We start from the raw sequence: 22,599 nt of genomic DNA, 5'->3' as shown, positions 1-22,599 counted from the left end.
CCGCTCCCCGTGCCTGTCCCTGTCGATCACCAGACCGTGGGGGCATTGTCTCAGCCCTGCCAGGTCCGCCAGATGCTGACGCTCTCGGCGCCCTCGGGGGCGTACCGCCCCAGGGCGTCGCGGTCATGGTCGGTTAGTCCGTCGAACTCCACCTCCACGGAGATGCGACCGCCCTCGGCCGCGGAATGGACGTCGTCCGTCTCGAGAGCCAGGGACTTTTCGCCGTTGAAGAACCAGTCGAGCGCACGCAGCACGGTGGACTTGCCGACACCGGTCGGGCCGATGAAGGAGATTATCTCCTCGAAAGAGACATCCACTTTGTGCAGACAGCAGAAGTTCTCGATGCACACTCGCTTGATCTTCACGGTCATCCTGAAAGCATGGTTCTGGTGGGACGATTGCGCCCCAAGTGACAATCGTGATGTTAGCTGTGCGAGTGACGCCCCATCAGAACTTTTTCGCCTACAGAACTCCGTCCGTCTCCGGTAAATGGCCAACCCTTCGAGTTTCGTTCAGCGCATCAGGTCTTCCGGCCGTGTCGACACGCGGTGCAAGTGGCGCCCGGCAGCCACCATCCGGCCCAGCAGCTCGTGACCGTCCACGGCACTGACCAGCCCACCGACGACGGCCTCGTTCATGAGGTCGAAGGTCTCCTTCGTGGTGATGCCCTTTCGCCGCGCGAAAGCGCCGGCCGACCGATCGTCGGTGATCCACACCGAGTCGTGGAACTCGCGACGCATGATGATCAGTACGCAGGTCTCGGCCTCGCCGAGGTGTTTGGTCGGTGCCGAGGCCGCACCGCCGAAGACGGCTCGGCGCACACGGTCGACCTCGGCGATTTCCCGGACGTCCGTGATGGCGATCGGCTCGCCGAGCATGCCGGCCGCCACGATGTCCCGTAAGCGGGGGAGGTAGACGGTGGACTGTTTCGCTTCATGGGCCACGGCCTCGGTCCAGCGGCCGCGGCCGTCGAGCAGTTTCTCCAGCAGGGGCAGGCGGTCGACGGCCGCGAAGTTGCACAGCACCGTGTTGTCCGGGAACCAGCAGATTGTCATGGCTGGAAGACCAGGTCCCCTTCTTCCGCTTCGTCGGCGACCGGTTCAGGTGGGTCGGGCTCGGCCTGGTCCAGGAGGTCGTGGAGTTGGTCCACGTTCATCCCCAGAAGTGCGGCGAGAGGCCGGAGTGTGGTCTCTCCGTCGGCGTAGCACTGGTAGAGGGATGCCACGAGGCGTACGGGGAATCGCTCGGCCGCCGCCCAGGCGAGCTGCCTCTGGAAGGCGTCCGTCGCGCCCGCCAGCAGGTGGCAGATCTCCGTCGTCAGTCGGCGGAAGTACAGCGCCGACTCCGGGTCGATCAGGCCGAGTTGGCTCAAGCGTGCGGCCAGCGCGCTGGGCGAGACTTTGAACGCGACGACCAGCTTGGCGAAGGCCTCATCCGTGAGCTTGCTGTGCTGGTCGGCCAACTGCCGGAACTGGTGCCGGACTTCCGGCGCGGGCATCAGGAGGTTCGAGGCGAAGACGTTGGCTCGTACCTCTGTCAGGTCCTTCTGCCGGCCGGGTGCCACATGGGATTCGACGACGAGGTCCTGGGCGTCGCGGGCCAGGATGTGGCCGAGTTCGTGAGCCAGCGTGAACCTCTGCCGGGTCCAGGTCTCCGTGGGCCCGACGAGGATGAGCCGGAAGGCGTCCGTCTGCCAGGTGAGCCCGTCCACAGCGTCGGGCAGTCGTGTCACCGCGACGTCCACGCCGAACAGTTGGGCGCATTCCGTGATCAGCACATCGGTCTCGAGACCGGCCACGGTCCGGCATTCGTCCGCCGCCGTCAGGACACCGACGGCATCCTGAGCGAGCTGTTTCCCCTGGTCCACAAAGCGGTTGAGATCGGAGCGCACGGAGGGCAGCGGCGGCAGCTCCGGCGGTCTCCCCAACAGCTCCAGCACCTCATACGCCTCGGTGAACCGGCTTGCGGTATCACTCACGCGGTCCCGCCGGGGAGCCGACCCGGCGATCGTACGCGCCGCGAACGACGGACGCAGCGGCTCGCGCCCCGTGAGCAGCCAGTCCACCGTGCGGCCGCCGACCTCGGCGATCAGTGCGAGATCGAGCGAGGTGAAGCGGCGCACCCCGGCCAGCGACTTCGACAACTTGTCGGGGGTGAGCCCCACCTTCTCGGCGAACGCTGCCTGACTCGTCGAGGCTGCTTCCATGACCCTGCGCACACGGTCGATCACAGTCTCGTTCATGCACCCACAGTAACCGCAGCTTGCGAAAATCGCAACGCACTGGCCAAAGCGTCGACCCGCGCAATGGCGTGCGCAACGGCCTGTGCCCGCGCACAGCAACGTGGCCGGGATGCGCACACCCCGGCCACGTACTGAACTACCGCGCCACGTACCGAACTACCGCGAGAAGATCAAACCCCCACCTTCTCCCCCTCCACCGCCGGCGGCGGAGGCGGCGCGGACACCGGGCCCTGCGGGGACTCGTCGTGGGTGAGGTCCGGGAGGCGGTCGAGCCACTTCGGGAAGTACCAGTTGCGTTCGCCGAGGAGGGCCATCGCCGCGGGGAGCAGGACGCCGCGGATGATCGTCGCGTCGATGAGGACCGCCGCCGCGAGGCCCACGCCCATCTGCTTCATGGACTGCATGGACAGCGTGCCGAAGATCGCGAAGACGGCGACCATGATGACGGCGGCGCTGGTGACGACACCGGCCGTGGTGACGACACCGTGCTGGACGGCGTCCTTCGTGTCGAGGCCCCTCAGCCGCGCCTCACGGATCCGGGAGACCACGAACACGTGGTAGTCCATGGACAGGCCGAAGAGGATCACGAAGAGGAACAGCGGCAGCCAGGTGATGATGGCGCCCACACCCTCCGCGCCCACCAGCGAGGCACCCCAGCCGTGCTGGAAGACGCCGACGAGGATGCCGTAAGCCGCCCCCACCGAAAGGAGGTTGAGGACGATCGCGGTGATCGCGATCGTCACCGAGCGGAACGACAGCAGCATCAGCAGGAAGGCGAAGACCACGACGAAGGCGAAGACCGGGGCCACCGCGCCGGCGAGCTGGTCGTTGAAGTCCTTCGAGCCCGCGACCTGACCGGTGACCGGCGCCTCGAGACCGTCGACCTTGCCGAGCGTCGCCGGGCGTACCTCGTCGCGGATGGTCTCAAGGCTCTTCTCGGCCTTGTCCAGGTCCGAGCCGCCCACCAGCGGTACGTACACGAAGGCGATGTTCTGCGCGTCGTGCACCTTGACGTCGACCGGGCCGCGTGAGGCACCCGATTCCACCGCCTGGGCACGGAAGTCGGCGATCGCGGACTTCACCTCCGGCGAGTTGATGTCGTCGGCCTTGACGACCACCTCGGCCGGATCGGAACCGCCCGGGAAGGCCTCGTTGACCCGGTCGTACGTCGCCACGATGGGCAGCGAGTCGCCGAACTCCTGGTCCAGGGTGAGGTTCTGGGTCTTCATGCCGAGCGCGGGAGCCGCGATGGCCAGCAGTGCGCCGGCCGCCACGACCAGCGAGATCGCGGGCTTCGCCAGCACCACCCGCAGCACGCTCTTCCAGAAACGGCTCTCGGCGCTCGCCGAACCGTCCTTGCGCTTGCGCCGCTTGTCCGGGTGCAGGAACGGGATCCGCCCCTTCTCCACCCGCTCACCGAGCAGCGAGAGCAGTGCGGGCAGCACCGTCACCGAACCGACCATGGCGACCGCCACGACCATCAGTGAGGCCAGGCCCATCCCCTCGAACTCGGCGATCCCGGTGAACAGCATGCCCGCCATCGCCACGCACACCGTGACACCGGAGACGACGATGGCGCGGCCACTGGTCGCCGCCGCGATCTGGAGCGCGGTCTGCGGGTCGTGCCCGGCCGCCCGCTCCTCGCGCTCGCGCCGCAGGTAGAACAGGCAGTAGTCGACGCCGACCGCGAGGCCCACCAGCAGCATCACGGAGCTGGCGGTGTCACTCATGGGCATCACATGGCTGACGATGCCCATCAGACCCATCGTCGCGATGATCGCGGTGATCGCGAGGGCCACCGGCACCAGCGCCGCCACCACCGCGCCGAACGCGACCAGCAGGATGCCGAGCGCCACGGGCACGGCGGAGTACTCCGCCTGCTGGAAGTCCTCGCCGAACGCGTCGTCGAACGTCTTCATCATGCTGGCGCTGCCGATCTGCTCGATCGTCAGCGACTCATGGTCCTTCTGCACCTCTTCGACGGCGTCGAGTACGGGCTCCACCCGCTCGCCCGCGGTGTCCGCCTCGCCGCGCATGTCGAACTGCACGAGTACGCTGCGGCCGTCCTTGGAGATGGTGTCCGTGTCGTACGGCGAGGTCACGGCCGTCACTTCGCCGGTCTTCTCGACCGCCTGCATCACGGCCGTGACGGCGGCGCGGAAGTCCGCGTCCGTCGCCTTCATGCCGGAGTCCTTGGCCTGGACGAGCACGGTCTCCCCGGCCGGCTCGTCGATGCCCGCCTCTTCGGCGATGGTCGCCGCCTGGCTGGTCTCGCCGCTGATCTGCTCGCTGTCCTTGACCTCGACCGTGCCCGCCGCGGAGCCGAGCCCCATCGTCAGGACGACGAACAGCATCCAGATCCCGACGGCCGCCCAGCGGTGCCGGGCACTCCAGCCGCCGGCCCGGGCGGCTATGCCCCGCACCCGTGTGTCTCCGTTCCCCATGACGGGCTTGCCCCCTTGTCTCGGGTTGACGGCCCCCTGCCGCCTCCCTCGCTTTGAAGGTATGGGCCGGATAAGGGCATCTCGTCGTACTGCCCGGTGAAGTGACGGAGGCCCGAGTCCTCCCCTTGGCCCCCGTGACCTCCCCACTGGGGAGGAGGTGGCCCCTACACGTAAAGGGAGTGTCCGAGGGTCGCAGTCATGATGTCCGGCCCGTCGGACGCTCCGTCCGATCTGTCGCCCCTCAACCGCTTTGTTATTGCGAACACTTGTTGAATGTGTCACAGGTGTATGTAGGTGTTGATCTGCGCGCGTCAATCAGTCAGGGTTTCGTGCCAACCGCCGGGTAACTTTCGGTGCCCGGCGGCGAGTTACCCCCCACGAATCCCCCCACAGAAACCACGAGGAGACCCCTCTTCATGGCAAAAAACCAGCGTGCCCGCAGAATCAAGCTGACCGCGGCCATAGCCGCCACCGCCACCGCGGTGGGCGTGACCGTCTTCGCCGGGACCACCGCCGGCGCCGCGACTCCGGCCGAGGGCAAGGTCTACGGCCTCGACGCCAAGGGCGCCGTTTCCGGCAGCTACATCGTGCTGCTCGACGAGAAGGCCACCAAGGGCGCCAAGAAGGATCTCGCCCAGGAGTACGGCGGTTCCCTGAAGCGCACGTACGCCTCGGCCGTCAACGGCTTCTCGGCGTCCGGCCTTTCGCAGGCCGAGGCCAAGCGGCTGGCCGCCGATCCGTCGGTCGCCAAGGTGGTCCAGAACAAGAAGTTCCACATCGACGCCACCCAGTCCAACCCGCCCTCCTGGGGCCTGGACCGCATCGACCAGACCGAGACCGCGGGCGACGGCGCCTACAACTACCCCGACAGCGCCGGTGAGGGCGTCACCGCGTACGTCATCGACACCGGAGTCCGCGTCAGCCACAGCGACTTCGGCGGCCGTGCCGCGGACGGCTTCGACGCGGTCGACAACGACAACACCGCGCAGGACGGCAACGGCCACGGCACGCACGTGGCGGGCACCATCGCGGGCGAGGCGCACGGCGTCGCGAAGAAGGCGAAGATCGTCGGCGTCCGCGTACTCGACGACCAGGGCTCCGGCACCACCGAGCAGGTCGTCGCGGGCATCGACTGGGTCACCGCCAACCACGAGGGCCCGTCCGTCGCCAACATGAGCCTCGGCGGCGGGGTCGACGAAGCCCTCGACGCGGCCGTACAGAAGGCCATCGCGTCCGGCGTCACCTTCGCCGTCGCGGCGGGCAACGAGTCGGCCGACGCGAGCCAGGGCTCACCGGCCCGGGTCCCCGAGGCCATCACGGTCGCCTCCTCCACCGAGGACGACCAGCAGTCGGACTTCTCCAACTTCGGCTCCGTCGTGGACCTCTACGCCCCCGGCTCGGAGATCACCTCCGCCTGGAACACCGGCGACGACGCCACCAACACCATCTCCGGTACGTCCATGGCGACCCCGCACGTAGCGGGCGCCGCCGCCGTCTACCTGGCCGGCCACCCCGACGCCGACCCGGCGGCGGTCACCCAGGCGCTCACCGACGGCGCGACCGCGGACACGATCTCCAACGCGTCCCCGGGCACGCCGAACAAGCTCCTGAAGATCGTCGAATAAGCGAGTAACGTCACCGACCGCGGCCGTCGTGCTCGCCCCCACGGGGCACGGCGGCCGCTTTGTCGTGTGCGGACCTATTGTGAGCGGATGACGACGTATGCGGCGCTGTTGCGCGGGATCAACGTGGGCGGCAGCAAGAAGGTCCCGATGGCCGAACTGCGCACGCTGCTCGAGGGACTCGGTCTCGGCGGGGTGAGCACCTACCTCCAGAGCGGCAACGCGATCTTCACCGCGGACGGCGGCGACGAGGGCACTCTCGCTGCCGACATCACCGCGGCCATCGAGAAGCACTTCGGCTTCACCGTCGACGTCCTGGTCCGCGACCACGCGTACCTCCAGGCGGTGCTGGGGGCCTGCCCGTTCCCGGCCGCCGAACTCCAGCCCAAGCAGCTGCATATCACGTACTTCTCCGTGCCGGTCGCCCCGGAACGGTTCGCGCCCATCGACCAACAGGCCTTCCTCCCCGAGGAGTTCCGCCTCGGCGACCGCTGCCTCTACCTGTACGCGCCCGATGGCCTCGGCCGCTCCAAGCTGGCCGAGGCCCTGTCGAAGCCGCGGCTGGTGAAGGGCGTGATCGCCACCAGCCGCAACTGGAACACCGTGGTCAAGCTCGCGGAGCTGACCCGGACTTAGGGGTCCCCTGAACTGCCGCGAGCTCCGCCTCGATCAGGTCCGCCGCCCGCTGCGTACCGCCCTCGGCCGCCATCTGCTCCTGGATTTCTTTGAGCCGTCGCGCCACCTCCGGGTCCCCGGCCACGGCAAGTACGGCCTCGCGCAGGGTCTCAGCGGTCGCCTCCTCCGTCGGTACGTGGCGGGCGACGCCGAGTGCCTGGAGCATGTCTGCGTTCCCGAACTGGTCGACGGCCTGGGGTACGCAGACCATCGGCGTCCCGGTGGCCAGACCCTCCTGGCTGCCGCCCGCGCCCGCGTGCGTGATGAAGGCGTCGGCCTGCTTCAGGATCGCCAACTGCGGGACCCAGTCCCGTACTTCCACGTTGGCGGGGATCGTGCCGAGCTCGGCCGCATCGACGTGCTTGCCGATCTGGAGCACCATGTGCCAGCCCGGCAGGTCGCCGAAGGCCTTGACGCACTCGCGGTAGAAGGCGGGCTGCTTGGTGAAAGTCGATCCCAGGGATACGAGCAGTACGCGCTCGGCGTCGGCCGGGCGCTGCCAGTCGCCCTGCCCCGAGCGGTCGCCCTGGCAGGCTCCGACGAAGGTGTAGCGACTCCGGTCGACCCGGTCGGCGTTGGGCTGGAGTGCCTCGGGGATGAGGACCAGGCAGCGGTCGGGGCGGCCCATGAAGTCCTCGACGCTGAGCTCCATACCGCTGTCGGCGATCCATCGCGCGAAGGTCTCGTAGAAGGCCTTGCCGCGCGGTGTCTGCTTGAGCGGCTCGAACATCGGCTTGCCGACCTCCTCCTCGTACCCCTCCCAGGCCACGAGGTTCGGTGAGAACTGCACGATCGGTACGCCCCAGCGGTGGGCCAGGGTACGGGCCGGGTAGGCCGTGATGTCGTACAGCACCAGGTCCGGCTCGTCCCCCTCGTACGCGGCTGCGAGCTGCGGCTCCGCCTGGAGGGCGTCGCTGAGGAACGGCTCGACGTGGTCGATCAGCTTGGTCCCCCACGCGTCCGGGTCGTCGTCGGTGGGCAGCGTCGAGTTCCACAGCTTCGGCTCGGCGCCGGCCTCGGCGACCTTCTCGGCCAAGGCGGGCGGGATCGCGTACGTCACGCGGTGCCCGCGGGCCACGAGCTCCCGGATCACCTCGAGGCTCGGATTCACGTGCCCGTGAGCGGCGATGGAGAACATGGCGATGTGGGCGGGGCGGGGTGTGGTCATGACGGAGACGCTACGAGAGACGATACGTCTCGTGCAATCCGTTTTCGGACTCCCCTCCTGTCCGGTGGCGGGATCCGGGTGAGGGCTCCCACCTGGCCGAATGCGACACTGGGCGGCGTATGGCGCGATCTCGACGTCGTACGCGAGCACACGCCGCGTACGTGTCTGATGCCGGACTGGGCAGCCATGGGAGGCGAGTGATGGACGAGGCACGGGCGCGGGACGTGCTCGCCGAGGCGGGGCTCGGGCGGGGCGGTGCGGAGCTGCTCGCGCTGGGCGAGAACGCCGTGTTCGCCGCCGGTGACCTGGTCGTCAAGGTGGGGCGCGACGCCGAACTCCTCGACCGGGCGCGGCGGGAGCTGGCCGTCGCACTCTGGCTCGCGTCGGCGGGCGTCCCCGCGGTGCGGGCCGCCGAGCCCGAGGCGCGGCTCGTGGCCGGCCACCCGGTGACGGTGTGGCACCGGCTGCCCGACCCCGTACGCCCCGCCGAGCCCCGCGATCTGGCCGAACTGCTGCAAAGGGTGCACGCCCTGCCCACCCCCGCCTTCGACCTGCCGCGCCGCGAGCTGCTGGGCGGCGTCGAGCGCTGGCTGCGGCTCGCGGGCGACGCGATCGACCCGGCGGACGCCGCGTATCTGCGCGAGCGCCGCGACGGCTTCACGACGGCCGCCGCCGCGCTCACCCCGCAGCTGCCGCCGGGCCCGATCCACGGCGACGCGCTGCCGCGCAACGTCCACGTCGGCCCGGACGGCCCCGTCCTGGTCGACCTGGAGACCTTCTCCGCCGACCTGCGCGAGCACGACCTGGTGGTCATGGCCCTGTCCCGCGACCGCTACGGGCTGCCGGCCGAGGCGTACGACTCCTTCACGGCCGCCTACGGCTGGGACGTGCGCGAGTGGGACGGCTGCGACGTACTGCGCGGGGCACGTGAGACGGCCAGCTGTGCCTGGGTGGCCCAGCACGCGCCGAGCAACCCGAAGGCACGGGAGGAGTTCGAGCGGCGGGTGGCTTCGCTGCGGGAGGGGGACACGACCGTGCGGTGGTATCCGTTCTGAGGGCCGGCTGAGGTTCAGCGGTCCTGCCGTCGGATCGTGTCGGCGGCACGGTGCAGCTCGGTCAGGACCGTGCGGACGGCTTTCCGTGCCGTGCGTTCGGGGCGGTAGAGGGCGTCGATGTGGCGCCGGGCCCGTACGCCGCTGAGTGGCTTGAGGACCAGCTCGGGATGCGGGCGCGTGGTCCAGCGGGGCATCAGGGCGAGACCTCCGCCTGCGGCGACTGCCTCGGCGACGACGGCGAACTCGTTGATGCGGTGGGCGAGATGGAGCCTTTGGCCCGCGGCGGTGGCGATGGCCTCGATGGTGGCCATGAGCGGGAAGCCGTCGTGCACGGTGATCCACGGCTGGTCCGCCACATCGCGCGGCACGAGCCGCCGCTTCACGGCCAGCGGGTGATCGGCGGGCATGGCCACGTCGAGCGGTTCGCGCAGCAGCGTGGTCGCGGTCACCGTACGCGGCCACGAGGGCGCGTGCTCGAGGCGGTGGGCGAGTACGAGGTCGTACTGCCTGGTCAGCGGCGGGAAGTCGGTCTGCGGGACGTCCTCGTCGGCGAGGGCCAGTTGGGGCCTGCCGGGTACGGTGAGGCCACGCAGCAGCAGGGGGAAGAACGCCGAGCCCGCGCTGTGGAAGGCCGCCACCGACACCTCGCCGTCCGGCCGGTCGACGAACTCGGCGACGGTGTGCCGCGCCCGCTCCAGTGCCGTCTCCACCTCGATCGCCGCGTCGGCCAGGGCCTGCCCGGCGTCGGTGAGGACCAGCCGTCGCCCCTGCCGCTCGGTGAGCGGGACGGGCATCGCGCGTTGCAGCAGCCGCAGTTGCTGCGAGATCGCCGAGGGCGTCACCAGCAGCGCCTCGGCGACGGCGGTGACGCTGCCCAGTTCCCCGAGCTCCCGCAGGATCCTCAGCTGCCGTTCGTCCATTGCCTCAGTGTAGGGATGCTAAAGGGTTGCTTAAGAAGGTGGCCCTGGGCTTCATGGAGCGGGAAAGGCAAGGTGGGCGCGTGCCTGATGCCCGCCGTACCGATGCGGTACTTCTCCTTGTCGCGCTCGTCTGGGGCTCGAGTTATCTCTCCGCCCAGACAGCAGCTGCCGCGCTCCCGGTCCTGGTGGTGCTGTTCGCGCGGTACGCGCTGTCCGCGCTCGCCTGCCTCGGCCTGGTCGCCGCCGCCCGTCGAGGACCCCATGGGCGGACCCGTGGGTGGACCCGTGAGGAGATCCGGGCCGGTGTGCCGCTGGGAGTCACACAGGCGGCCGTCCTGCTGATCGAGACATACGGCGTCGCCCACACGAGCGCCGCCAACGCGGGGTTGATCATCAGCCTGACCATCGTGCTCACCCCTCTCCTGGACCGCTCGGGTCACCGTGGCGGTCTGCCTCCGGTCTTCTTCGTCGCCGCCGGGTTGTGCGTGCTGGCCGTCGGGCTCCTCATGGCCGGCAACGGGTTTCACGCACTCCGCCTCGGTGACCTGCTGATGCTCGGCGCCGCGGTGGTGCGGGCGGCGCACGTGGTCCTCGTCGGACGGCTCACCGCGGGCCGGACGATACGTCCGCTGCAGCTGACGGCGGTTCAGACCCTGGTCGGCTCGGCCCTGTTCCTGGCGCCCGCCGCCCGCGACCTTCCGGACCTGGCGCACGTCGGCCTCGCGGCCTGGGCGCAGCTGCTCTATCTCGCCCTGTTCTGCAGCGTGTTCGCGTTCCTCGCGCAGACCTGGGCCGTGCAGCGCACCTCGGCCAGCCGGGCCAGCCTCCTGCTCGGCACCGAACCGATCTGGGCCGCCGCGGTCGGCATCGGCCTCGCGGGCGAGCACTTCACCGTGCTCACCGCGCTGGGAGCGGCCCTGATGGTCACCGGCACGTACTGGGGGCAGGCCGTGGAACGCGCCCATCGCGGCACCGCGCCACGCGCAAAAGACCCGAAGATCCCGCACCACATCGAAGAGGACCCCCCCGCATGTCCGCCTGGCCCGGCACACCGAAGCCGAGCATCAGAACAAGCCATCCCTGGTGGCCCGCGTGACAGAAGTGGTTGAAAAGGCTGACCGCAGGTCCGGGCGGAGGTTAGCCTCGTCATCCCAATGGGGCGAACTGACGTACGCATGAAAGCACTTCGGGGGGTACGTGTCACAACAGCGGCCGGCGCCACCGGACTCACCGACGAACGAGGCTGCCGCACTGCGGGAAACCGGTGCCGCACCCCTGCGACCCGGCGACCCGGGCCGTGTCGGCCCCTATGTGCCGCTGGGGACGCTCGGCAGCGGTGGCATGGGGCGGGTCTATCTGGCTCGTCCCGCGGACGACGGCCCGGGCCTGGTCGCGGTGAAGGTGATCAGGCCGGAGTACGCGGAGGACGCGCAGTTCCGGCGCCGGTTCAAGCATGAGGCGTCGGTGCACGCCCGGGTCCGTACGCCGCGCACGCCGCGGTTATGCGGTACGGGCTTCCAGGACGAACTGCTGTGGATAGCCACCGAGTACGTCCCGGGACTCGATCTGGCCGATGCCATACGCGAGGACGGCGCCCTGGAGACGGCCACGGTCTGGCGTCTGGTGAAGGAACTGGGGCAGGCGCTTTCCGACCTCGCCGCCACGGGGATCGTGCACCGGGACCTGAAGCCGTCCAACGTTCTGCTGTCCGTCCAGGGCGCACATGTGATCGACTTCGGCCTTTCGAAGGCCGCGGACGCGAGCGCGATCACCGGCACGGGCAACCGGGTGGGAACTCCGGCCTACATGTCGCCGGAGCACCTGCGGACGGGCCTGTGCGACACCGCGTCGGATGTCTTTTCGCTGGCCGGAACGCTGATCTACGCGACGACGGGGCGTGGTCCGTTCGGTGACGGCACGGGTGTGGATGTGATGCACCGGGTGGCGTTCGAGGAGCCGAATTCGGAGCTGATGGCCAAGGTCTCGGCGGCGGACGCGGCGCTCGGTTCGCTGCTGTCCGACTGTCTGGCGAAGGAACCTGCGATGCGGCCCGCCCCGCAGGACCTGATCGACGCGGCGGCCGGGGCGCACTCCGGGACGTCGACCTGGCCCGAGCCGCTGCGCGGCAAAGTGCTGGCCCGGCAGCGGGCGTACGAGGCGCTGCACCGCCTCCCCGTCGAACAGACGACTCGTCTGCGGTCCTCGGGCGACCGGCCGGTGGCGGGGCCGCAGATCCCTTCCGAGCCGGTGCCCCAGCCCCAGCCCGCTCCGCCCGGTTCCGGACCATCGGTACAGGCGGCAGCTCCTTCCGACGTCACACCGCCGGGGCAGTCCACGGGGCAGTCACGCCCGGTGAGGGCTCGTCCTTGGGTACGGAGAAAGCCGGTGCTGGCCGTCGCCGCGGGCATCACCCTCTGCGCGGTGGCCGCCGGGGTCTTCATGCTCACTCGTCCGGACACCGACACAAGTGCTTCGGCTCCGGAAGCCGGTGCGCCGACCGCCGTCGGCACCGTGCCCGGCGATGCCGGCGTCTCGCCGGTGCCGGAGGTCTCGGAGGGGACGTCTGCCCCGGATGCGCCCGGCAACGGCGCGTCCGGCAACGGTGCCAACGGCGTCGGCGGCGTCGACGCCTCGCGTCCTGAGGTCTCCGGCACCGCCGACGACGTCCGGCGAAACGATCCGCCTGCTCCCGGCACCGAGACCAGCGCCCCCACTGACGCCACTCCGTCCCCGAGCAGCCCGCCTCCCGAGCCCGCAACTCCACCCTGGATCTCCGACTGCACGCACTACTCCGGCAACGGCCGCACACGCCCGGGGGACAGCGGCAAACGCGTGCGGCAGGTGCAGTGCATGCTGACGAAGCGCGGATACAGCGTGGGGAACACCGGCGTGGACGGCGACTTCGGCCCCGGCACGGAGTCCGCGGTGCGAAGCTTCCAGAGCGGCAAGGAACTGGCCGCCGACGGCGTCGTGGGCCGCGAGACCTGGGTCGCGCTGCGCAGCACGGAGTGACGTCCCCGATCCCGTGACCCGTCGCGCCGCCGCAGCGGCGGCGACAGCCGAGACAGCCGACGCCGGGCATGACGGCCACGCCGGGGCTGCGGTGTCACCGCGTCCCGTGCGTGGCCTTGCGATCGACCGGTCGGCGCGCCCTCAGACCCGTTCGTCCGTCACGTCCGCCAGATCCCGCAGCGGCCATATCCCGTCGACCACCGCCGTCGCGTCCCCCTTGCGGCGCAGGAAGCTCTGGAAGTCGGCCGCCCACTCGGCGTACCACTCGATCTGGCGACGGTGCAGCTCCGCCGGGCCGAGGGCCGCGACCTTGGGGTGGCGGCCGGCTATGGCGCGGGCGAGGCGGGCCGCGGCCAGGGCGTCCGCCGAGGCGTCGTGGGCGGAGTCCAGTGCGACTCCGTACTCCGCACAGACCGCTTCGAGGTTGCGCTTGCCGCGGCGGTAGCGGTCCACGGAGCGGTCGATGGTGTAGGGGTCGATGACCGGCGCCGGGGCCCGGCCGTCGAGCCGCTCGCGCAGTGACGGCAGGTCGTGGCGGCGCAGTTCGGCGGAGAGCAGGGTCAGGTCGAAGGCCGCGTTGTACGCCACGACCGGTACGCCCGTCTTCCAGTACGAGACGAGTACCGAGGCGATGGCGTCGGCCACTTCGTCGGCCGGGCGGCCCTCCGCGGCCGCCCGTTCGTTGCTGATGCCGTGTACCGCCACCGCGTCCGCCGGGATCTCGACTCCCGGATCGGCCAGCCACTCGCGGTGCCCTATCGGCTCTCCGCCCCTGACCTCGATCACCGCTCCCGTGACGATGCGCGCCTCGCGCGGATCCGTCCCGGTCGTCTCCAGGTCGAAGCCGATCAGCAGCTCGCCGTGCCAGCCCATGCCGGGCCCCCTTCTTCGTGGTGCGTTCCCCCAGTGAGCTCCACGATCCCATGCGCCACTGACAATCAGAGGACCGCGTTCCGCTTACCGCTGCCCGTTCTGCCTGCCGGTAACGGGAGCTGTCAGGACACAGGCCGCGAATCCACCCAAGCCAGCTCGAACTCCTCCCGATACGTACCGAAGAGCCCCTCTTCGCCGGTGTCCTCCGCTTTGACCACGCGTCCGCCACCGCGCAGTACGAGCACCGGCGCCTCCATCCCCCGCGTCCGGCGCAGATACGACTGGACGACCGCTATGCCGTCCGAGCCGTCCCCGTCGACGAGGTACGCGGTGAAGCGGGGCGTCTCGTCGTAGACCTGGATCTGGAAGGCGCCGGGATCGCGCAGCCGGGCCCTCACGCGCCGCATATGGAGGATGTTCATCTCGACGGAGCGGCTCAACTCGCCGCGCTTGATGCCGAGTTCGCGCTCGCGTCGCTTCACGGCGCTGGAGGCGGGGTTCAGGAACAGCAGCCGCACCCTGCAGCCGGACTCGGCAAGGCGTACCAGCCGTCGTCCGGAGAAGTTCTGCACCAGGAGGTTCAGGCCGATGCCGATGGCGTCGAGGCGGCGGGCGCTGCCGAAGAGGTCCTCGGCGGGGAACTGCCGCATCAGCCGCACCCGGTCGGGGTGTACGGCCACCACGTCCGCGTAGCGGTCGCCGACGAGGTTCTCTACGGCGTCGACGGGCAGCCGCCGCGCGGACGGCACATCGCTGCCCGCCCCGAGTATCTCCAGGAGTTTCGCCGAGGCGCGCTCGGCCTGGGCCAGGACCGCCTCGGACAGGGCGCGGTTGCGGGAGACGACGTTCCGGGTGACTTCCAGTTCGTCCAGGGCGAGTTCGACGTCCCGGCGCTCGTCGAAGTACGGCTCGAAGCACGGCCAGTGCTGCACCATCAGCTCGCGCAACTGCGGCAGTGTGAGGAAGCTGAGGACGTTGTCGTCGGCGGGGTCGAGCAGATAGCCCTTGCGCCGGCTGACCTCGCGTACCGCGACCGCGCGGTTCACCCATTCCTGGCCCGCGGGTCCGGCGGCGGCGACCACCCAGTCGTCCTCGCCGTGCACGGGTTCGTAGATGGGGCGCAGAACAGCGGCCACGACCGCGCGCAGCCGCTGTTCCACCAGGTTCAGCCAGATGTAGGCGCGCCCGGCCCGCTGGGCGCGCGTACGCACCTCGCCCCAGGCGTCGGCGCCCCAGTCCAGCTCCGCACCGATCTCCATCGGTCGCGCCAGAGACACCGCCCCGGGTGGGACGTCCGTGGAGTTCCCCTCGTGACCGTTGTCACCAGAAGGCAACTCCCGCCCTCCCGAGCCCACCCGCGCACCGCCTTCCGCTCCCCCGAGTACTCCCCCAGCCAACGATCAAGGAAGGGTACTCCGTACGCGGTCAACGGTGCAGCCGGATGGACAGGTCGATTCTCAACGGCCGTTGTCCGGCTGCCCGTTCTGATCGGCGAGGGCGGGCGGAGTGAGCGGATTCATAGCGGTGACGTCGCGCGGGGCGATCGAGAAGCCCTGCCAGTGGACCGGCATGGGCTGCTGGTCCTCGTCCCGGGCGACGTGGTGGAAGCCGACGTTCATCCAGACGATCGGCTGCGTGAGGGTCTGTTCGTTGACCCACTTGTCGACGGACTTACCGGCTCCGGTACCGCAGTTGCGCGGGTTGTGGCTGGCGAACTGCTCGCACTTCTTGTACTCGGTGAAGTAGATGTCGTGCTTGGTGTAGCTGCGACCGGGGTACCTGGAGGTCGCTCCCGGGACGATCTCGTACGAGCGTGCGTGGTCGTCCTTGTTCTTGCCGGTGTTGCTGACGACCCGCCACCAGCGCATGTTCTTGGCGTCACCGGCGAGCTCCTTGGTGACCTTGGTACGCGTCGTCTTGGTGCGCGGCGCCTCGCCGCCCTGGGCGGGCGCGCTGACCACCGAGTCGTACTGCTCGACCTTGTTCTTGGTGGAGCCGTCCAGGCCGAAGTTGAGCCGCCAGAAGACGTTGTGGTTGTGGCTGGTGGCGTACGCCTTGGCGCCCTTGCCTATCGGCCAGCCGCGGCCGTCACCCGCGTCGTAGTCGCCGGGCGAGAGGCTGCCGGTGGCGCCGACGTTCATGTTGATCGTGCCGTCGTCCTGGAAGCGCCACTCGGTCATGTACTCGTACCAGCCGACCTGGTTGACGGTGTAGACGAGCAGGTCCTTGCCCTGGGCCTGGTAGACCTGGTTCCCCGTGTCGGCCTGCATGCGGTAGGCGTGGCCACGGGAACGGGTCGTGGTGCACAGGCCCTTGACGTTCGGGTTCTCCGGGTCCCAGGCGTCCGGGACCTTCACGGTCTTGATGGTGCCGCCGGGGCACTCGGCCGGCGCCAGGTTCATCAGGCCCTGGGCGAAACCGAAGCCCGTCAGGTCGTCGTACTCGACCGAGCCGTCGTCGTAGGGGACGTGGATCTGGGCGAGCTTGGCGCTGGTGAGGACCCTGATCGGCTGGGCCTCGCCCTTGGGCTGGTACGAGATCTTCTCCAGGACGAGCCCGGCGTTGGTGTCGTAGCGCCAGCACATCCGCCAGGTGGTGCCGGTGGAGAGCTTCTGCTCGATCCTGTACGCCGCACTGCAGTCGGCGGCCGCTGCCGGGGCCGCCTTGGGCTGGGCGGCAGCGGGTCCCGCGGCCGACGTCACGCCGACGGCGAGTGCGGCCACGGAGAGGCCCACCGCCGCCCGGTTGCCGGCACGGCTGATTCTGTTCACACGCATGAAGAAGTGACTCCTTGCGGAAAGCACGAAAGTTTGGAAAGTGAACGGACGACGGCTCAGCCGAGCTTGCCGACCTTGCGGGTACTCAGGTCGATCACCACGTCACGGGCGTCGATCCAGGGCCCGTTCTTGACCTTCGGGAACAGCCGTACGCAGCGTTCGTCCCCGCAGGCGGCGAGCGCGGCGGACTGGGCGCCCGAGGTCCCGCGGTAGACCATGCCGTTGAGCATCAGCTGGTCGGGCGAGGTGAGTTCCTTGCCGGTGGCGTCCTTGTAGTCGGCCTTCAGGCCGGAGCCGAGCGGGTCGGCGATCAGGAGCTCAGCGGCCTCGATCATCTCGGCGCGGCTGATGGACGGCTGGACACCTCGCTGGGTGTCCGTACGCTCGACCTTCCCGGTGTCGAGGTTGACGGTCTTGGTGACGAGCGTGTCGTCCTCGTAGTCGTAGAACGTCACGTCGGCGCGGCGGGGCGCGTTCGCGTCGTCCAGCTCGTCCGCCTCGGGCTCGGCGAGGTCGACGCTGAGCCGCTGCGGGCCACGCTCGCCCTCGACGTTCTCGCTGGAGCGCTGCAGCTGCCGGTCCAGGGCGAGCTGCTCGACCCGCTCGGTCTCGTCCTCGGTCAGCGGATCGCGCCCCTCACCCGTGTCACCCTCCGCCGCCGGGGCTTCCTCGACGACACCCGGCTGCACGGCGGCCTGGCCCTGCTCCTGGCTTCCCTGGCCCGCCTGCTGGGCGCTCTGGCCGGCCCCCGACCCGCTGTCGGAGTCGTCGGCTCCCGCCGAGCCCGGCAGTGTGACGGCGACCATCACGGCGGTCGTGGCGACCGCGATGCCCGCCCCCGCGACCACCTTGCCCAGATGGCGGTGCACTATGTTGCGCACATTTCCCCCTGCTCCCCTGCTATCCCTAGGAGTCCCATGAGCCCCACTGATCGGCATACGTATCGCGTATGCACTGGTCGACAGGTAAGAGGGACGTAAGTCATAGGTGGTTCCATCACTTTCGGGGAGACTCAGGCCGGAGTCGCCCCACGCGACGTCGCACAACTGGAAGAGTCGTATCCATGCAGGTCTGGCCTGGACAGGCGTACCCACTCGGTGCCACGTATGACGGCGCCGGCACCAACTTCGCGGTCTTCTCGGAGGCCGCCGACCGAATCGAGCTGTGTCTGCTCCATGACGACGGCTCGGAGACAGCGATAGAGCTGCGGGAGTCGGACGCGTTTGTGCGGCACGCGTACCTGCCCGGCATCATGCCGGGACAGCGGTACGGCTTCCGTGCGCACGGTCCGCACGCGCCCGAGCGCGGACAGCGCTGCAATTCCGCGAAGCTGCTGCTCGATCCGTACGCGCGTGCCATCAGCGGCAGCATCGACTGGGGCGAGGAGGTGTACGGCTACCACTTCGGCTCGCCGAACAAGCGCAATGATCTCGACTCGGCTCCCCACACGATGTCCTCGGTGGTGGTCAACCCGTACTTCGACTGGGGCGACGACCGGCTCCCGCGCACCGAATACCACGAAACGGTGCTCTACGAGGCCCATGTGAAGGGCCTGACCATGCGCCATCCGGCACTGCCGGACGAGCTGCGCGGCACGTACGCGGCGCTGGCGCATCCCGCGATCATCGAGCACCTCACGGAGCTGGGGGTCACGGCCCTTGAGCTGATGCCGGTCCACCAGTTCGTGAACGACCACCGTCTGGTCGACATGGGCCTGAACAACTACTGGGGCTACAACACGATCGGTTTCTTCGCCCCCCACAACGCGTACGCCTCCTGGGGCGACCGCGGGCAGCAGGTCCTGGAGTTCAAGTCCGCCGTACGCGCACTGCACGAAGCGGGCATCGAGGTCATTCTGGACGTCGTCTACAACCACACGGCGGAGGGCAACCACCTGGGGCCGACGCTGTCCTTCAGGGGCCTCGACAACGCCTCGTACTACCGGCTGACGGACGATCCCCGCTACTACATGGACACCACGGGCACAGGCAACTCCCTGCTGATGCGCTCCCCGCACGTGCTCCAGCTGATCATGGACTCGCTGCGCTACTGGGTCACCGAGATGCACGTCGACGGTTTCCGCTTCGACCTCGCGGCGACGCTCGCCCGGCAGTTCCACGAGGTGGACCGGCTGTCGTCGTTCTTCGACCTGGTGCAGCAGGACCCGGTGGTCTCCCAGGTGAAGCTGATCGCCGAGCCCTGGGACGTCGGCGAGGGCGGCTACCAGGTGGGCAATTTCCCGCCGCTGTGGACCGAGTGGAACGGCAAGTACCGCGACACCGTACGGGACCTGTGGCGGGGCGAGCCTCGCACGCTCGCGGAGTTCGCGTCCCGGCTGACGGGGTCCTCCGACCTCTACCAGGACGACGGGCGGCGCCCGCTCGCCTCGATCAACTTCGTGACCTGCCACGACGGCTTCACCCTGCACGACATGGTGTCGTACAACGACAAGCACAACGCGGCCAACGGCGAGGACAACCGCGACGGCGAGAGCCACAACCGGTCCTGGAACTGCGGGGTCGAGGGCGAGACCGACGACCCGGCGATCCTGGAACTGCGGGCGCGGCAGATGCGGAACTTCATCGCGACGCTGATGCTCTCCCAGGGCGTGCCGATGCTCAGCCACGGCGACGAGTTCGCGCGCACGCAGCGCGGCAACAACAACGCGTACTGCCAGGACAACGAGCTGGCCTGGGTGCCATGGCCGGAGGACCCGGAGGACGGCGGCGAGCTGCTCGCGTTCACCCGCGCGATGGTGTGGCTGCGTCGTGAGCACCCCGTCTTCCGGCGGCGCCGGTTCTTCCACGGGCGGCCCGTGCAAGGCACCCACGACGAGCTGTCGGACATCGTCTGGTTCACCCCGTCCGGCGAGGAGATGACCCAGCACGACTGGAACTCCACGCAGGCACGGGCGCTGTCCGTCTTCCTCAACGGCAACGCGATCTCCGAGCCGGGGCCGCGCGGGGAGCGGATCGCCGACGACTCGTTCCTGCTGATGTTCAACGCCTCGCCGAAGACCATGGAGTTCGTGGTGCCGATCGACCACGGGAAGCAGTGGCAGGTCGTCGTCGACACGGCGCGGGCTGAGGCGGTGCCTCCGGGAACGGGGGCGAAGGTGCAGGCGGGGGATCGCCTGACGCTCGTCGACCGGAGCGTGATGGTGCTGCAGCGGCCGGCATGATGTCGCAGCCCCGCGCCCCTGAAGGAGGCCGCAGGCCCTCCTTCAGGGGCGCGGGGAACTGCGCGCCCAGCCACAACGGACCCGCAGCGTCAAAACTGCCCACCCAGCGGAGCGCAAGCGTGTCGATGACACGAAAGGCTGTCTTGCGGGTACGTAGGTTGCCATGACACCTGAGCGCCAAGAACCGGCCCCGACCGCCACGTACCGGCTTCAGCTGCAACCGGAGTTCCCGTTCGGGGCCGCCGCGGCGGCCGTGCCGTATCTGGCCTCGCTCGGCGTCTCGCATCTGCATCTGTCGCCGGTGCTGGAGGCCGTGCCGGGGTCGCCCCACGGCTATGACGTGGTGGACCACGCGCGCGTGCGGGACGAACTGGGCGGCGAGGAGGGCCTGCGCTCCCTGTCGCGCACCGCCCGGGAGCACGGCCTGGGACTCGTGGTGGACATCGTGCCGAACCACATGGCGATGGTTCCGCGGCACAACCGCGCCCTGTGGGAGGTGCTGCGGGAGGGCCCGGGCTCGCCCTACGCGCGCTGGTTCGACATCGACTGGGAGGCGCAGGACGGCCGGGTGCTGCTGCCGGTGCTCGGTGGGCGGCTCGGCACAGAGCTCGGCCATCTGGAGGTCGACGGCGAGGTGCTGCGCTATCACGAACACGCGTTCCCCCTGCGTGCCGGCACCGAGGACCTGCCGCTGCCTCAGCTTCTGGAGGCGCAGTGGTACCGCCTTGCGTGGTGGCGGCTGGCCCGTACGGAGCTCAACTACCGCCGTTTCTTCAGCATTTCGGAGCTCATCGGGGTACGGGTCGAGGACCCGGAGGTGTTCGGGGCCACCCACGCGAAGATCCTCCAGCTGCTGGACGACGGCGTGGTCGACGGACTGCGGATCGACCACCCCGACGGCCTCGCGGACCCGGACGCGTACCTCCAGCGGCTCCACGAGGCGACCGGCGGGCGCTGGACGGTGGTCGAGAAGATCCTCGCGGAGGGCGAACCGCTGCCCGCCGCCTGGCCGGTCGCGGGCACCACCGGCTACGACGCGCTGCGGCACATCGACGGCCTCTTCACGGACCCGGCGGGCGCGGGCGAGCTCCTCGGCCAGTACCGGCGGTTCGCGGCGCCCCAGGCCGACCGTGGCGGCGTCTGGGAGGCGACGGTGCGGCGGGCCGCGTACAAGGTGGTCCATCACGAGCTCGCCACCGAGATCGACCGCCTGACCCGCGAGGCCGACCGCCTGTGCCGTACGTCCCCGGATCCCGCGCTGCGCGACCACGCCCCCTGGGCCCTGCGCACCGCACTGCGCGAGCTCCTCGTACGCCTCCAGGTCTACCGGCCGTACGCCTCCGGGGACGCCGCGGCGGTCGTCACCGAGGAGGCCGCACACGAGGCGCGGGGGGCCTTCACGGTGCCCGAAGAGGCCCATGCGGTGGACGTCGTACGGGACCTGGTGCTCGGCCGGACCGGGGAGGGGCCCGAGCGCGAGGGGTTCCGGGCGCGGTTCGCGCAGACCGCGTCGGCGCTGCGGGCCAAGTCCATGGAGGACACGGCGTTCTACCGATACGTACCCGTCCTCTCGGCGAACGAGGTGGGCGGCGAGCCGGAGTTCCCTGCCGTGACCCCGGAGGACTTCCACACGTACTGCGCGCGCGTGCAGCGCGACTGGCCCGCCACCGGCACCGTGCTGTCCACCCACGACACCAAGCGCAGCGCCGACGTGCGGGCGGCGATCTCCGTGCTCACCCAGTGCCCCCTGCGCTGGGCCGACCTGCTGGCCGAGGTGACCGGGCAGACGGCCGTCGACGGGGTGGGCGCGCCGGATCCCCAGGTGGCGTGGGCCGCCTGGCAGACCGCGGTCGGCCTCGGGCCCGCGGCCGAGGAACGGCTTCAGGGCGCCTTGTTGAAGCACGTCCGGGAGGCCGGCCTGTTCACCTCGTGGACGGAGCAGGATCCCGCGTACGAGGCCTCCGTCGCCGCGTTCCTGAAGGCGGGGCCCTGCGGGGCGCCCGGGCGGCGTGCCGCCGAGTTCAGGGCATCCCTCGAGCCCCATGTGCGGGCGAACGTCCTCGGGGCCGCCCTCGTCCAGCTGACGATGCCGGGTGTGCCGGACGTCTACCAGGGCACGGAGGTCGAGTACCGGGCACTCGTGGACCCGGACAACCGGCGCTCGGCCCACTTCCCGCCGAAGGACTCGGGTGACCTGTCCGTCGAGAAGGCCGCCCTCACCGCGACCGCGCTGCGACTACGCAGACAGCGCCCCACCGTCTTCGGCGAGTCGGCGACGTACACCCCGCTCGAAGCGGAGGGCCCGGCCGCTGCGCACTGCGTGGCCTTCGTACGCTCCTCAGAGGTGATCACCGCGGCCACACGGCTGTCGCTGCGCCTGGAGGAGGCGGACGGCTGGCGCGACACGGTGCTGCCACTGCCCGCGGGCCGGTGGGCCGATCTGCTCACTCCAGGACGGGAGTTCACGGGGCACGCGCGCGTGGAGGTGCTTTTCGAGCGGTTGCCGGTGGTGCTCCTGGAGCGGGTGGGCGATCCCGAGGGCTCGCGTGCCTGACTTCAGCGCCGTTCACGCACCCATACGCCTCCTTGACAGTTCATCCAGTCCGTGGAGTACTGCGGATTGCGGCGCA

At 69.8% G+C, this 22,599-nt stretch carries 17 protein-coding genes; 7 read left to right on the top strand and 10 right to left on the bottom strand.

Translation table 11 applies throughout. The features are described from left to right. Positions 1-50: 50 nt before the first annotated feature. From OP79_RS23780 to OP79_RS23765, 4 genes are all read right to left on the bottom strand, one after another. Positions 51-371 carry an AAA family ATPase gene (locus OP79_RS23780; protein WP_245685430.1) on the bottom strand — a complete coding sequence of 107 codons (321 nt, stop codon included), beginning with the start codon at positions 369-371 and terminating at the stop codon, positions 51-53. Between the two features lie 141 nt (positions 372-512). After that, positions 513-1,055 carry a PIN domain-containing protein gene (locus tag OP79_RS23775; RefSeq protein ID WP_033322624.1) on the bottom strand — a complete coding sequence of 181 codons (543 nt, stop codon included), beginning with the start codon at positions 1,053-1,055 and terminating at the stop codon, positions 513-515. Further along, the gene (locus tag OP79_RS23770; protein ID WP_051744868.1) at positions 1,052-2,242 is read right to left on the bottom strand and encodes a helix-turn-helix domain-containing protein; all 1,191 of its coding nucleotides are present in this window, start codon (positions 2,240-2,242) and stop codon (positions 1,052-1,054) included. Before OP79_RS23770 ends, OP79_RS23775 begins: the two co-directional genes overlap by 4 nt. Positions 2,243-2,412: 170 nt before the next feature. Continuing rightward, entirely contained in the window at positions 2,413-4,686 is a 2,274-nt protein-coding gene (locus tag OP79_RS23765; protein ID WP_033322623.1) for an MMPL family transporter, read from the bottom strand. Between the two features lie 416 nt (positions 4,687-5,102). Here OP79_RS23765 and OP79_RS23760 point away from each other — a divergent pair, with 416 nt between their 5' ends. Together OP79_RS23760 and OP79_RS23755 are read left to right on the top strand one after the other, a co-directional pair. Next, positions 5,103-6,311 carry a S8 family peptidase gene (locus OP79_RS23760; RefSeq protein WP_033322622.1) on the top strand — a complete coding sequence of 403 codons (1,209 nt, stop codon included), beginning with the start codon at positions 5,103-5,105 and terminating at the stop codon, positions 6,309-6,311. Positions 6,312-6,398: 87 nt separating this feature from the next. Continuing rightward, on the top strand, positions 6,399-6,944 hold the full coding sequence (locus OP79_RS23755) for a DUF1697 domain-containing protein (protein WP_033322621.1): 546 nt from the start codon (positions 6,399-6,401) through the stop codon (positions 6,942-6,944). Here OP79_RS23755 and mgt read toward each other — a convergent pair. Then, the gene (mgt, locus tag OP79_RS23750; RefSeq protein ID WP_033322620.1) at positions 6,916-8,151 is read right to left on the bottom strand and encodes a macrolide-inactivating glycosyltransferase; all 1,236 of its coding nucleotides are present in this window, start codon (positions 8,149-8,151) and stop codon (positions 6,916-6,918) included. The two genes, OP79_RS23755 and mgt, sit on opposite strands and share 29 nt — an antisense overlap. 200 nt (positions 8,152-8,351) lie before the next feature. Here mgt and OP79_RS23745 point away from each other — a divergent pair, with 200 nt between their 5' ends. Further along, on the top strand, positions 8,352-9,206 hold the full coding sequence (locus OP79_RS23745) for a phosphotransferase enzyme family protein (RefSeq protein ID WP_033322618.1): 855 nt from the start codon (positions 8,352-8,354) through the stop codon (positions 9,204-9,206). Between the two features lie 14 nt (positions 9,207-9,220). Here the strand turns inward: OP79_RS23745 and OP79_RS23740 are convergent, their stop codons facing one another. Continuing rightward, positions 9,221-10,126 carry a LysR family transcriptional regulator gene (locus OP79_RS23740; RefSeq protein WP_033322617.1) on the bottom strand — a complete coding sequence of 302 codons (906 nt, stop codon included), beginning with the start codon at positions 10,124-10,126 and terminating at the stop codon, positions 9,221-9,223. Positions 10,127-10,206: 80 nt separating this feature from the next. Between OP79_RS23740 and OP79_RS23735 the strand changes: the two genes are divergently transcribed. Both OP79_RS23735 and OP79_RS23730 read left to right on the top strand, forming a co-directional pair. Further along, positions 10,207-11,235, top strand: a complete 1,029-nt coding sequence (locus OP79_RS23735; protein WP_051744867.1) for a DMT family transporter — start codon at positions 10,207-10,209, stop codon at positions 11,233-11,235. An 88-nt stretch (positions 11,236-11,323) separates the two neighbouring features. Further along, complete coding sequence (locus OP79_RS23730; protein ID WP_033322616.1) at positions 11,324-13,138, top strand: serine/threonine-protein kinase; 1,815 nt, start codon at positions 11,324-11,326, stop codon at positions 13,136-13,138. A 141-nt stretch (positions 13,139-13,279) separates the two neighbouring features. Here the strand turns inward: OP79_RS23730 and OP79_RS23725 are convergent, their stop codons facing one another. The 4 genes from OP79_RS23725 to OP79_RS23710 all read right to left on the bottom strand — a co-directional run bounded on the left by OP79_RS23725 (position 13,280) and on the right by OP79_RS23710 (position 17,669). Then, complete coding sequence (locus OP79_RS23725; RefSeq protein WP_033322614.1) at positions 13,280-14,011, bottom strand: 3'-5' exonuclease; 732 nt, start codon at positions 14,009-14,011, stop codon at positions 13,280-13,282. A 122-nt stretch (positions 14,012-14,133) separates the two neighbouring features. Further along, positions 14,134-15,366 carry an SAV2148 family HEPN domain-containing protein gene (locus OP79_RS23720; RefSeq protein WP_033322612.1) on the bottom strand — a complete coding sequence of 411 codons (1,233 nt, stop codon included), beginning with the start codon at positions 15,364-15,366 and terminating at the stop codon, positions 14,134-14,136. Between the two features lie 102 nt (positions 15,367-15,468). Beyond that, positions 15,469-16,788, bottom strand: a complete 1,320-nt coding sequence (locus tag OP79_RS23715; protein WP_033322611.1) for a copper amine oxidase — start codon at positions 16,786-16,788, stop codon at positions 15,469-15,471. Positions 16,789-16,844: 56 nt separating this feature from the next. Then, the gene (locus OP79_RS23710) at positions 16,845-17,669 is read right to left on the bottom strand and encodes a hypothetical protein (RefSeq protein WP_033322610.1); all 825 of its coding nucleotides are present in this window, start codon (positions 17,667-17,669) and stop codon (positions 16,845-16,847) included. Between the two features lie 182 nt (positions 17,670-17,851). Here OP79_RS23710 and glgX point away from each other — a divergent pair, with 182 nt between their 5' ends. Together glgX and treY are read left to right on the top strand one after the other, a co-directional pair. Then, positions 17,852-19,969 carry a glycogen debranching protein GlgX gene (glgX, locus tag OP79_RS23705; RefSeq protein WP_033322609.1) on the top strand — a complete coding sequence of 706 codons (2,118 nt, stop codon included), beginning with the start codon at positions 17,852-17,854 and terminating at the stop codon, positions 19,967-19,969. A gap of 163 nt (positions 19,970-20,132) precedes the next feature. Further along, positions 20,133-22,523, top strand: a complete 2,391-nt coding sequence (gene treY, locus OP79_RS23700; RefSeq protein ID WP_033322608.1) for a malto-oligosyltrehalose synthase — start codon at positions 20,133-20,135, stop codon at positions 22,521-22,523. Positions 22,524-22,599: the final 76 nt, after the last annotated feature.

Source organism: Streptomyces yerevanensis, assembly GCF_000716805.1.
In the GTDB taxonomy this organism is placed as follows: domain Bacteria; phylum Actinomycetota; class Actinomycetes; order Streptomycetales; family Streptomycetaceae; genus Streptomyces; species Streptomyces flaveus.
The sequence above is the reverse complement of the archived record's forward strand: the minus strand, read 5'-3'. Positions and strand labels throughout refer to the sequence as shown.